The following is a 13045-nucleotide window of genomic DNA, read 5'->3' as shown; positions in this document are numbered from 1 at the left end:
AGTTCATTAGTGCTAATAACACCTACTCCGGTAGTTATTGTGGGTATCATTACTCCAAACATAAAGACCATAGTCATTATAAGTAAAGCTGCTCTCCATTTTGTTCTCATTTTCTATCCTCCTGATCATATTTGTATATTTATTACTATATAGGAATTTTTAAACTAACGACCCGCCCATAATTTACTTTAATACATATAATATTCTAAATTACCCCTGATTTTCTTTTGTGGATAATATAAAATATACTAATAAGAATATTTTTGGATGGAGGCCTTTTTACGTGTCATCAAGCTATAAAATGGATTTAAAAACCATAGGGGAGAATATTCGAATCATTCGAAAATCAAAAAAAATCTCTCAAAAAAGGTTATGCCAAGGAATTTGTTCTCAAGCACAATTAAGCAGAATTGAAAACGGGGAGTTAGAACCACAAGCAACTATGTTATATTTTATTGCTGATAGACTTGGTGTAGATATTAATCATCTATTTAGTTTGGGACAGACAGATCGTTTCGATTATGTTACCGACCTTTATGATTTAATTGAGGGGTATACAAATAAACACGAGTACCAAAATCTATATGATCTTATCCGATCAGAGAAAAACAACCCTTTATTTCAAAATAGTAGATATCAAAGATATCTTTCTTGGCATGAGGGAATATGTATATATTATCTTGATCATAATTTTGAGCACGCCTTAAGTTGTATTAAGAACTCAATAAATTCAGAGTTCATGACCGAACAAGATATTCAGATGTTAAATAGCATTGGAGTATTGTATTGCGAAGAGTACCGACTGGAAGAAGCCCTTGCATATTTTGAAAGTGGTCTTCACTATTATTATAAACTTCCTGTTCAATCTAATTACAAAATCTTGGTAAGGATTTTATACAATTACGCAGTGACGCTAACACGTTTTCAACTGTTTGAAAAATCTATTAAAGAATGCCATACAGCTGTAAATATATGCCTTAAGCATTATTCAACATTCTCATTAGGCGAATTATACTATCATATTGGCTATAACTACTCCCTTATTAAGGAAATAACCAATGCAAGATCTTATTATGAAAAATCACTTTATCTTTTTGAAATAACAGATAATACGATATTTGTTCAACATGTATTAAATAAAATAGGTGAGTTGAGTTAAATTCGATTATCTATAATATTACATATAAAGCAATTTAACTTTGTATCGCACATAAAAAGTTACCCTGAAGTATGTCAAGTCAATTACAAGTTATAAGAAACACCTAACAGCGCTTCTTATAACTTAAACAGTTTAAATGCTCTATCCTCAATTTATTTTTCAATCGATATTAATTCAGAACACGTTAACGTTTTGTTAATAATATCAATTATAGAACTCTCAAATTGGTTAATAAAAAAGTGCCCGCCTTCAAAGAAACACATCTTAGGAGCAATATTAAAATACTCATTCCAAGCGTAAACATCCTCGACATTATATTCTTCATGCAGCCCATGTAAAATAGTAGCCGAAACTGATATTTTTATCTTCGAGAAAGAATGAGTTGCGATATTTGTAAAATCAGAGCGTACAACCGGTATTAGTATTTTCAGAAAATCTTGGTCGTTTAATATTTCTTCCGGAGTCCCCCCCATAATTCTTAAGGTGTTTATTAGTTCTTGATCTGACTTAAATTTGTAATTCATTATTCTTAGGTGCGGTGCCCTAGTACCGGATAAGAAAATATGTTTCAAGTTAAATGATTTAAGCTTTTCAAACAATTCATACGCTATGTAACCGCCCATACTATGTCCAAATACCGCAAAAGGAGTATGATCATGAATACTGCTTATAATTGATTCAAATATATCATCTACCATTTGATTGAAATCGATGTAGTGACCTTCAGAAATCCGTTTCCCTCGACCTGCTAATTCTAAGGGTATAAGCTGAATATCTTCGTTTAGTGAATTTTTCCACTTCACATATGATGCCGAAGAACCCCCTGCATAGGGAATACAAAATAATTTTATCATTAGAACTTCACTGGTCCTTTATATAATTTTATTAGACATTCATAAACATTTTTAACTTTGCGTTATCATCGAACAATTAATTTTTTTATTTATTTTCCTCTCATTTAATACTATTATTTTTTTTGGAAACCTTGTTCTTACAGAGCAACAAGCAATTTTATAACCAGTATCAAATTCATATTGCTTACAATAGTAGATAGTTGAATCATAGTGAATATATGGATATTCATCATTGAATATAACAGTGAACGAATTAAAAGGTATGGATAATCCCTTACCTACTAACTTCACAAAACTTTCCTTACATGTCCACAAATCGTAAAACGAGATATTTTCATTTAGTAATTGATAATTCTCATCTTTTGTAAATAGTTGTTTGCAATCACTTTCAGTGACTCCCAAAATTTCCTCTACATCAATACCAATAGGATAATTATCTATTGCACATATTACCCATTTTCCTGAATGAGAAATGTTAAAATGAATATTTTCTCCTCCTACTAAAAATGGTTTACCAAAAAGATTTCTAGAAATTGCTTGTTCAATTAACGCCCCCCCCTTTAATTCAGATAATAATATTCGAATTATTACTTCTCCTAACAAAGATCTGGTAATGTCATCATTATTTTTATATTTTTTTATACTCAGCACCCTACTTTCTGGAATATAACCCCAAAGACTGTTAATAAAATATTTAGAAACACTCTCGATATTAATTGCGTAAATTATTATTTTGTTTCCTCCTTTAGTTAATTGATGTACGCAAGTCAAAAACTTAATTCCATAACGAATGTTAAACTTCAGCATGACTCATCGCACTTGTTTAGCATAAAATCTATAAATTCAGGTTACATCACTTCTTTCCATAAAAAAATCCATTAACTGTAAAACCACTACACAATTACTTCCCATAGCATGGATCTAGATAGACAGATTTTATGATGATAATATTAAGAATACAAGGAATAATATTTCATTAAAAGAATTAATTCCCTTTAGATTCATTTCATCATAATCAACATTTTTACATTTTATATAAATTTTCGCTATAAGACTTTTCCAAACCACAAAAATTCACTTAATAATGGGAATATTGAACTATGATTCCACTCAAATAAACAATACGGTAGTCGAATTATATTAAATACGAGGTAACTATATCTTCAGCTATAGAAAAATTGTCTTTTGAAATAATTAAATTGTGTCTGATATGGATCTTGATACTTTTCGTTACTTTCATATACGTATAGCAATTGAATATGGAACTCATAAACTTCTTTGTATTTCACAGTAAAACTCTCCTGAGCAACTAAAAGATAATTTTCAATAATGCTTTAATCAGCTATTCTCCCCTACTTGAATATACAAAAAAGCAACTCCCTGGTTGGCAAGTCGCTTTTAAAACACTCTATAGTAAATCTTTAGTTATTATCTAAGATCTCACCGCTTCGCCTTATAAAACTCATGATACAGCTTCATCAGCGCCCGCTTCTCAATCCGCGACACATAACTCCGTGAGATCCCCAGCTCCTTGGCAATCTCCCTCTACGTCCTCTCTTCTCTACCAGTATCCAGTCCAAACCGCCCAACCACAACTTCTTTCTCCCGATCATCCAAAATATCAAGGTTACGATAAATCTTACTCTTCTCAATCTTCAGATCCACTTCTTTAATAACATCATCGGCTTCCGAGCCGAGGATATCGATAAGCGTAATTTCATTACCTTCCTTGTCTGTCCCAATCGGATCGTGGAGAGATACGTCTTTACGGGTTTTCTTCAACGAGCGAAGACGCATTAAGATTTCGTTTTCAATACAACGAGCGGCAAAAGTGGCTAGCTTTGTGCCTTTGTTCGGGCGATAGCTCTCGATGGCTTTGATCAAGCCGATGATGCCGATAGAGATGAGATCCTCTATGTCTTCACCAGTATTGTCGATTTTTTTGAGGTTGTGATATGTACCAATGTAAAAAATAAACTAAGAGCAATTGGTAATGAAGCTCGTTGTTTCACTATTTACGATTGTACTTCATATATATATGTTTCTAATAACCTGTATCCATTCTTGTGATACGGGCAAATTGTAAAGGATATTGCACCAGTGAAATTGAGAAAATGAATGATCGAGAATTTAACTATGGATGACTAATTATCGGAAGTATAAGGAGTTACTAGTCTTTTTCTAATACAGTCAAAAGCAACTTTTCCATACATATTCCATCTTCCATCATTCAAATCAAGGCGTATCCTTCTGATTTGATTTCATTCGATTTTTCAAATGACCTATAAAGATCTGACCACTTTCAGAAGGATCAACTCTCTTATTAACAGCTTTATGAATTGAATCGACTTCTTTTGCAAAATAGTAGGCATTGGGCCCAAAACCCCAACTCCTTTTTAAGGGTCTATAGTACTTGATAAGAATTATCTTAGCTTCATCTTCCTCATATCCTAGAAGCTTAAGTTCACGAATAACTTCTTTAATATAGGGTCTATCCATCATATGTCTTTTTTTCGAATGTACCATACAAATTATACTCCATTCCTTTTTCTACATTTACTCATTGATCTGTTGTGTCATTTAAAGTATTCTTCTGAACACCATTTAATTTTAAATGCTCTACTTTTCTCATGGATTTTTAAGAGCTGATTTAGAACAAAAATACGTTGAACAATATCTTCAGCTATGAAAAATTGTCTCTTGTAATAATTTATTTGTGTCTGAAATGGACCTTGACACTTCTCATTATTTTCATATACGTGTAGTAGCTGAACGTGGAGATCATAAATTTCTTTGTATCTCATTGTAGCACTCCTCTAATAGCTAGAAAGTTATCAAACTCTTGTACTTATGAACTATATATTTAATTAACTTTTCCAACGCAATAATGATAATAAAAAGCAACTTTCCCGAAGAAAAGTCGCTTTTAAAACATATGGCTTCTACCGATTTTAATTAATTCACACTATCTCGAATTTAGCGCTTCGCCTTATAAAACTCATGATACAGCTTCATAAGCGCCCTTTTCTCTATCCTCGAAACATAACTCCGCGAGATCCCCAACTCCTTGGCAATCTCCCGCTGCGTCCTCTCTTCTCCACCTGTATCCAGCCCAAACCTACCCACCACAACTTCTTTCTCTCGGTCATCCAGAATATCTAGGTTGCGATAAATCTTACTCTTCTCGATCTTCAAATCCACTTCTTTAATAACATCATCCGCTTCCGAACCGAGGATATCAATGAGTGTAATTTCATTACCTTCTTTGTCAGTCCCAATTGGATCGTGCAGGGATACGTCTTTACGAGTTTTCTTCAAGGATCTTAGGTGCATCAGGATTTCGTTCTCAATACAACGGGCAGCAAAAGTGGCTAGCTTTGTCCCTTTGTTCGGGCGGTAGCTCTCGATAGCTTTAATCAAGCCGATCGTGCCGATGGAGATTAAATCCTCCATGTCTTCTCCGGTATTATCGAATTTTTTCACTATATGGGCAACGAGCCGCAAATTATGCTCAATCAACAAATTGCGGGCCTTGGCATCTCCCTCAGCCATCATCCCTAAGTATCGGCTTTCCTCCTGCTCCGAGAGCGGTTGTGGAAATGCATTATTCCTTACGTATGATACCAGCAGCGTCAGTTCTTTGATCAGCAACGCAATCGTGCTTAAGAATCCAGGCAACTTGGCGACACCTCCCGCACTTGTACAATGAAACCGATCTGTTTGCCTTACGGGTTCATGGTCATCCTTATTGTATGTGGGCGTGCGCCTAGAAGTGCCTGTACGGGGGAAATTGTACAACCACAGAAATTTATTTTTCATACGAGAAATCAGTCATACTCTACTCAATTACTTGTCTTTTTAACACAATGTTGTTAGCGGTAATTCTCACTCTCTTCTGATAATAAATTCCGCTTCACTAGACGTAAGAACCTTTATGATGTCCTTATCAAAAGTAACCTTCAAAATAGACTCAGGTGATTGTTCAAGAATACCACCGCAAGAATCTCCCGACGGATCACCGTATACAGCCGAAGCCAGCCAGTGGATTCCAGGCTCAAGGAAAGTCGTCAGTGTAGGCAAAACAGTCCGGGGATGAAGCAGGTTTGTGTTGGCATTAGGCCAAATTAGCTCAGCCTTTTCGTAGCCGATCAAACCCTTGACTCCGCTTATTCCCCATGCTGTAGATACTGCCGCGGTTGTAAGGCCGATCTGCTGTTCCCCCCCCGCTTCCTGACCAAGCGCGAAGCCGCCCTCTGCGGCGTCCAACGGTCGTCCGGTCTCGATCCGGTGGATCCGAATATGCCAAGGCAGCCCAGCAACGATCCAGGTCCGAACCTCCACATTAGTCCATGGCTTCCAGACGGAGTGCAGCACATTGTCCACAATTCTTGACTCCATATTCCGCCGTCTGACCCGATACAAGTTGTCCCCGCTCTCACTTAGAGCGAGCATGGAATCAAATGCCCCTTGAGACAATCCCCATTCGGAGCGGGGTACGCTGAACCCGAAGCCTGTTGAGTATACGAATTTCTCATACTTGGCAGACGTGTGGGTATGTTCATTCGTATATAGATGACCACTGTTGAAGGCAGCCACATGGCCGGAAGCAGGTTCGCGGACAATGACAAGATGCGCAGGCTTCTGGACTATAACTGCAGGAATATCCGGCAGCGGCAGTTCTTCTTCCTTCCAGAATGGATGCTCCGCGCTGAGAGCTAATGGCAGGAATGTCTTTAACGCCCAGTAGGGGGAACCGGGAGCGTTATAATTCTCCGCCATGACCAAGTTGGGATAGGTATAACCAATCGTCAGTACGCCTCCGGCATCAAAGATCGGCTGGCTGAACCACCAGCGCAAATTGCGCAGTACTAATCCTTTGACCACACCTATAGGGAATCCTTCAACGCCTGCATAGACGAGTGCGCTCCAAAAAGTAGACTGGGCAAAGCGGTAGGTTAAGCTCCTTCCATAAGGAAGGGCAGATCCGTCCGGAGCGAACCAGCCCAAGAATTCGGTGGCAAAAAGCCGGGCCCGTTCTTTGAACACCTGTGAACGTTCCGGGTCCTCCTGTTCCATCAGCTTCGCGTACAGTAACGCATAGTAATGGATGGCAAAAGGAACATAATAATCGCTATGCCCGTTAATTCCATCACTGTACCAGCCATCACCCAGATAAAAATCATCCATTCGCTTCAGATTGTTCTCCAGCTGCTCCGCGTCGTAGGGTCGGCCGATTCTGCGGAATCCGACATTAACTAGCACGTTGAAGAACAGCCAGTTGCAGTCATAGCAAGGATGGGAATTAATCTGATTCAGCCAGCTGTACAATTGCTCCTGTTCCTTCTGGGTAAGTGGTGACCAGATCTGTTCAGGAATGGCGGCTAAGGCGAAACCGAAGACCGCCATCTCTACCAGACGCTGGTCATAATCTTGAACTTCACCCCAGTATTCTTCATGGGCAGGATCCGTGCCGTGGCGTATGCCATCCAGCACAGTATCCCAAAGCCCGTTTTCTCCGCCTCCCATGAGCAGGGGCACTAAGCCCCACAATACCCGGGAGAAACCTTCCATTTCTGCAGTTGCTGCTGAATAGCTGGTTCCTGTTCCGCCGATTGCCAGCCGTGCGCCGCCTCTGCTGTAGAGCGGCCGAAGCGGATCTGTAAGCTGTTCAAGAGCAGAGACCAGATCCTCCCGGGTCTTTAGCGGATTTTTAGCAATAGTCGTAAAAGTCTTTTCAGTCTGCATTATATGCCCCCTATTCCCAGTAGAACGGTCCGGCTTCTTTTAGCCGGGCTAGCGCTTCGACATAGAAGAAATCGCCATAGATAAGCGGAACATCTATATTCCGATCTTCAGGATAGTTACTCGTACCATGAAGCAGCAATCCTTCTTCTTCTGCATTGTCCCAAGTTCCATAATTCCGATAAAGGGATTCAGTAATTCTTATAGCCCCGTTCCGATACACATGAGCCTCCGAGTCGTCCACCTGGCTAGCCAGCAGGAGCAAGCCACTCGCTGCACAGGAACCAGCAGAGCTATCACGAATCTCGCCAACTTCACCGGGAGCACGGAAATCCCAATGTGGAACGTGATCTTCGGGCAGACGGGTCAAGAAGAAATGCGCGACCTGCTTGGCTGCATTAAGATAACTCTGCTTGCCCGTATGATGATAGGCCAATGACAGTCCGTAGAGCGCCCAGGCTGCCCCGCGCGACCAAGCCGACTCGGGCGCATGACCTTGCCCGCCAAGCTTTTCAACCACTTCGCCCGATTCCGGGTTAAATTTGACGATGTGATAAACCGAACCATCCGGCCGGATGAAATGCTCCAGCACCGTATCCATATGCGCCTCAGCGATATGCCGATAACGTGGATCCCCTGTTACTTCGGAAGCCCAAAAAAGCAGGCTGGTATTCATACAGCAATCGATAATGGCTACCCCGCTGTTATCCTCGCCTTCACTCCATGGATTCCAGGCCCGGATGTAGCGTCCTTTCAGATTGAAGCGGGCCGCCAGATAGTTGGCTGCCTTCAACGCCCGGACTCGTGATGCTTCTCTGCCCGTGAGCTTGTAGTTCGCAACACTCGTCAACAGCCACATAAAACCTAGGTCATGGTCCAGCTTCACATAACCATCCAGCACCTCGTCAAGACGTTCCTCACACTGCTCAGCAATCGCTTTCAAATCCTCATCACCACTCTCAGCATAGAGCTGCCAGAGCATTCCCGGCCAAAAGCCGGCCGTCCACCAGTTTGGTGCTTCAAGCACGTATTTGCCGCCTTGACTCGCATGGGGGAATTCTGCACCGATTCTCCGGCTGTTCGTTCTAGTCTTCTCCAAGGCTTTGCCCCAAGCCTCGTCTACCCAAGCTTGCTTTACTAATCTACTCATCTAAATCCCGCCTTTATTCGAATTAGCCTCTACCCTCTGATAGAGGATTTTTTATAAGCTCAGACCCATCTTTTATAGAAATTGAAAAGTGAATGCCAGTTTGCCCACCGCGCCAAGCTGAAGCACATGGAAGTCCAGACTATACCAGAGCTTCTCCATGCCAAAATGATCCCGGTACATATGCACAGTAATCTCCAGCTCAACTTTCAGCGAATCGTATGTCACTTCAACGCCGCGAGCCGTAGTCCCCGGCAGCAGCAAGGTACCCGGATGAAGGAGCTTCGGCTCACGCCAGGTGACAAACCGCTCCGTCCAGCTCGCCGGAATTCCCGCATACCGGTAAGTGTCTGTAAGCTCCAGCCGAGGACATTCCTCTTTATGCCAGACGAACGAACGGATTAAGGACTGTAGTCCTGTTACCTGATACGCCTGTGTCAGATCCAGTGTCAGCTCATCATTCTCCTCCGCCGATGCATGCAGCACTGTGGAGCTGAACGCCCGACCGGCCAGCTGATACTGGCCATCAATGATCGGCAGCGAATGACCCTGCGATCCATTGCAGTCATACTGGTAACGGCCAGCCCCAAAATAATCAGCAGTATACTCTCCGCTTCCAAGATCGGATGCGTAGATCTCTCCCCGGCCGCTCAGAATGAAATGTCCCAGATCATTATGGTTATGCGGTTCAGCATTGTGCCCGCCCTTGGCGGCGAATCCGAATGAACCCGCCTCCGACACATGACGCGAGACAAGCCAAGCGGCATCAGGGAGATAATAGCTGGCGGCTCGCCAAGCTTCGTCCTCCTTGCCAGCCCTGGTCCAGATCAGATTGCGGAAAGCCGGTGCAAAGCGGCTGCAATGATCTTCAGTGTAAGGAGCGCGCAAAGCGGATGGGGGGCGTTCGACATCCGTACAGACTTCCGCCAGATAATGGGACAATCCCATATGTACTAGCACCTGAGGCACTGAATCAGAGAAATTGGCTACATGACTTCCGTCAATGAAACATTTTTGTTGGAAGCGCGCGATTTGCGCTACCTTCTCTTGGTTGAACCAGTCCAGTCTGCCTGCGCTTCTGGAACAGAGGAGATCGCTATAATAAGTGAAATAACCAAACCCATAATTCCAGTACCCAAGGCCTTCCAGACAGGCACCGTCCTCACCGAACCCTTCCAGGTAATACAACATGGCGCGCTCTGTCCTCAGCAGAATATCCGAAAGCATGGCTGGGTCCTCCACAGACAGCAAGGCAGCAGCCCCGATTGATCCCGCACAGACCGCTGCCCAATTATGCCGCGCTGTCTCCCAATCATAAGGACCATTTTCAAGAAATGGACGAAACAGTCTCCGCTCTACTTCATGGTGGATTCGGGATCTCAGAAGCTGCGAAAGTCGTTCCCCGAGCAAAAGTAAAACTTCACTTAAAGTAAATCCGGTCTCGGAAGAAAACAGATCAATATACCGGTTGATATCAGCTGCATTATGATCCGCTGGGAGGTGGGCCGGAAGACACCAGGTGTACTCATCGCATATAGCCCAGAGGATGTCCTCCAGCTTCTCCAGTACTTCCGGATGATCCGGCTCCAGCAAAGCCAGAAATACATAAGTATTCAGCCTTCTTCTCCGTTCAAAATAGACCCGTTCATATTCCAGCCTTGAACCCGTACGCGAATAAATGGAAAATAACGTATACGACATTTCAGGTATAGACTGCCCGTCCAGCCTTACCGCCTCCGCGCGGATCTCGCTGATATCTGCCTGTAGTACTCCCGATGATAACGCCAGTTTCCAAAAAGCAGCCGCATCCCCCTTTGGATAATACAAGCTCAGATCGACTGGCTTCATTTCATGCACTATTTCCAAAAGCATCTGTTTATTCATGCCTTTTTTCCTCCTTAAAGGTCAGTCAGATCCGCGAAGCATCTTATTCTTCACTAATATGGCTGAATACTTTTTATTCCAAGGCATGATCTCTCATAACATCCTCACCGGCTGCAATTTTTAGTGAAGTCCATTTCATCTCTTCCCCTGACCAGAATGGATCAGAAGGGAGCAGCCCCAGCGGGAGGAATACGGAGGCGCATAAATAAAGACTGCCTGTATTGATATAGCTCTCCGCAAGCTCCGGCTGATAACCGTATACCCCCGGACGTAGCCATCCGGACTCATCAAGCGTACCCGGATATTCCATAATTCGCGTAATCACAGCTGTCAAAGCGCAGCGTACCTGTGCAGGGGGCAATGCTTCCTCCAAAAAATGCTGCAGCGCCGCCTGCGACAGCAGTTGAAACGCCCCAAAACGGTAAACGATCGAACGCCCGATAAAGGGATAGGTTCCATCCGGTGCAATGATCCGTTCGAGAACAGTAGCGTATCGCTGTGCCCGTTGCTGAATCAGCGGTTTCAATGCGGAATATTGCTCCGACTCCTGTTCAAAAAGTGCCACCACATCCACCAGCATCGGCTGAATAACAAAGCTGTTGTAATAATCCCAGTGAAAGTCCTTGCCATCCCCGTAAACTCCGTCGCCCTTATACCAATCCATGAACATATGGACCGCATAGCCAACGCGCATCCGGTCATATTCAGGATCGCCAAGTATATACAAAGCGGCTTCCACCATTGCGCTGAACAGCAGCCAGTTGCTGCCGCTTGGCGCTGTCCGGCGTGTCTGCTTCAGCGCTGTTATTACATTGCCTTTGACCCGCGCACTCAGCTTGCCGGCAAGCTGCTTTGGTGCACGCACCAGCGCATGTGCCAGGAATGCCGCATCTACCAGCGGTTGGCCTTCAGCCTTGAATTCCATATAGTCAGGTGAATTCGGATCAACAGCGGCATCAATGGCTTCCAGCATTAGCCCGGCATAACGCGCTCTAAGCTGTTCTTCCTCACCCTCAAGTCCCTCTAGCTCAAGCCAAGGGGCCATTCCACATGCCAATCTAGCAAAAGCCTCCAAATGGGCAAACTGGCTCCGGTCACCATGAAACTTTGTAGGCAACTGTTCCTTTAATTTCCGCTCAGCCAAAGCATTCAGCACAGGCCCCCCGATCAGCAGCATTGTATCCAGCCAGTATTTACGCTGTTCCTTCCCATTCATGCACAATTCCACCCTTTCAATTGCATCTAATCAGCTACAGCTACTTCTCTTGCCTAACGCCTGAATCTTGTTATATTGCGTAATCTTCTACTATAGTTTAGTGTTGTATTATTGCAATGTCTTTGCGAATAATGATGTTTTATTGCGTATATTGTGATCAATCTGAAAGGGGCAGTTCCAATGAAGCATGCCCAGTATTATGAGCCGTTCGATGGAGATATTCTGGCAGGTATCGGAAATTCGCCGATCTCACCTACCAGGGATTTCCACATCCATGACCACTATGAAATTTTCCTGTTCTTGGGCGGCAAGGTGAACGGTTTTGTAGATCAGTTCAGCTATCCCCTGCAGCGGGGCAATGTCCTGTTGTTCAACAATCACGAGATTCATAAAATCATCAATTTATCTCCGGAGCCCTATGAACGGTTGACAATCCATTTCAAAGCTCCACTTGTCTATCCCTTCTGTACCGCATCTACAAATCTGCTCGCTTGTTTCCAGAACCGCCAGCCCGGAGAGCATAATCTCGCGCAAATGGATGAACCGCTGATTGAAGAGTATACAACCCTTGCTTCCCGCCTGATTGAGACATTAGAGAATCAGCAGTACGGGAGCGAAGTTCTGGCTCTGACCTACCTGGTTCAGATCCTCGTCCTCATCAATGAGCTGTACAGCCGCACCCGATCTACCGTGCCCAGCATCATTTCCTCACATATTCAATCAGCCATGAGCTATATCGACAACCACTTGCATCTAAATCTGTCACTGGAGCAAATCGCTGGAGAACTGAACGTCGATAAATATTATCTCAGCCATCTGTTCAAACAGCAGACAGGCGGAACCATCTACCGTTACGTCTTGCTCAAAAAAATTGCGTTATCCAAGCAGCTCTTGTCCGCCGGGAACTCCGTATCCGATACCTGCTATCTGTCCGGCTTTAACGATTATGCCAATTTCATCCGTACCTTCAAGAACATCACGGGCATTCCACCCGGAAAATATAGTAAAAGAAGCTGAGCTTTAAAACTCAAATTCAAGGATTT

10 protein-coding genes and 1 pseudogene are annotated in these 13045 nt (G+C 43.2%); 2 read left to right on the top strand and 9 right to left on the bottom strand.

The genetic code is table 11. The features are described 5' to 3' along the window. The first annotated feature begins 283 nt into the window (after positions 1-283). The gene (locus MHH46_RS07050; protein WP_076192927.1) at positions 284-1159 is read left to right on the top strand and encodes a helix-turn-helix domain-containing protein; all 876 of its coding nucleotides are present in this window, start codon (positions 284-286) and stop codon (positions 1157-1159) included. Positions 1160-1311: 152 nt separating this feature from the next. Here the strand turns inward: MHH46_RS07050 and MHH46_RS07045 are convergent, their stop codons facing one another. The 9 genes and pseudogenes from MHH46_RS07045 to MHH46_RS07005 all read right to left on the bottom strand — a co-directional run bounded on the left by MHH46_RS07045 (position 1312) and on the right by MHH46_RS07005 (position 12002). After that, on the bottom strand, positions 1312-2013 hold the full coding sequence (locus MHH46_RS07045) for a thioesterase II family protein (protein WP_076192929.1): 702 nt from the start codon (positions 2011-2013) through the stop codon (positions 1312-1314). A gap of 51 nt (positions 2014-2064) precedes the next feature. Further along, positions 2065-2820 carry a 4'-phosphopantetheinyl transferase superfamily protein gene (locus MHH46_RS07040; protein WP_076192931.1) on the bottom strand — a complete coding sequence of 252 codons (756 nt, stop codon included), beginning with the start codon at positions 2818-2820 and terminating at the stop codon, positions 2065-2067. 633 nt (positions 2821-3453) lie between these two features. Continuing rightward, positions 3454-3966, bottom strand: a pseudogene (gene sigK / locus MHH46_RS07035) (RNA polymerase sporulation sigma factor SigK); the annotation flags it as partial. A gap of 282 nt (positions 3967-4248) precedes the next feature. Continuing rightward, complete coding sequence (locus MHH46_RS07030; RefSeq protein ID WP_076192933.1) at positions 4249-4539, bottom strand: hypothetical protein; 291 nt, start codon at positions 4537-4539, stop codon at positions 4249-4251. A gap of 450 nt (positions 4540-4989) precedes the next feature. Next, the gene (sigK, locus tag MHH46_RS07025; protein ID WP_036675850.1) at positions 4990-5691 is read right to left on the bottom strand and encodes an RNA polymerase sporulation sigma factor SigK; all 702 of its coding nucleotides are present in this window, start codon (positions 5689-5691) and stop codon (positions 4990-4992) included. A gap of 207 nt (positions 5692-5898) precedes the next feature. Further along, positions 5899-7758: a DUF2264 domain-containing protein gene (locus MHH46_RS07020; protein ID WP_076192937.1), complete on the bottom strand. Its 1860-nt coding sequence runs from the start codon at positions 7756-7758 to the stop codon at positions 5899-5901. 10 nt (positions 7759-7768) lie between these two features. Further along, positions 7769-8905, bottom strand: coding sequence for a glycoside hydrolase family 88 protein (locus tag MHH46_RS07015; protein WP_076192939.1), 1137 nt, complete (start codon positions 8903-8905; stop codon positions 7769-7771). Positions 8906-8977: 72 nt separating this feature from the next. Continuing rightward, the gene (locus MHH46_RS07010) at positions 8978-10786 is read right to left on the bottom strand and encodes a heparinase II/III family protein (protein WP_076192941.1); all 1809 of its coding nucleotides are present in this window, start codon (positions 10784-10786) and stop codon (positions 8978-8980) included. A 73-nt stretch (positions 10787-10859) separates the two neighbouring features. Then, entirely contained in the window at positions 10860-12002 is a 1143-nt protein-coding gene (locus tag MHH46_RS07005; protein ID WP_076192943.1) for a DUF2264 domain-containing protein, read from the bottom strand. 153 nt (positions 12003-12155) lie between these two features. On the opposite strand from MHH46_RS07005, the gene MHH46_RS07000 reads away from it, so the two are divergent. Then, the gene (locus MHH46_RS07000) at positions 12156-13019 is read left to right on the top strand and encodes a helix-turn-helix domain-containing protein (RefSeq protein WP_405132578.1); all 864 of its coding nucleotides are present in this window, start codon (positions 12156-12158) and stop codon (positions 13017-13019) included. Positions 13020-13045: the final 26 nt, after the last annotated feature.

Source organism: Paenibacillus sp. FSL H8-0175 (genome assembly GCF_045040615.1).
Classification (GTDB): domain Bacteria; phylum Bacillota; class Bacilli; order Paenibacillales; family Paenibacillaceae; genus Paenibacillus_AQ; species Paenibacillus_AQ odorifer.
This window is presented reverse-complemented; position numbering and strand designations above follow the sequence as displayed.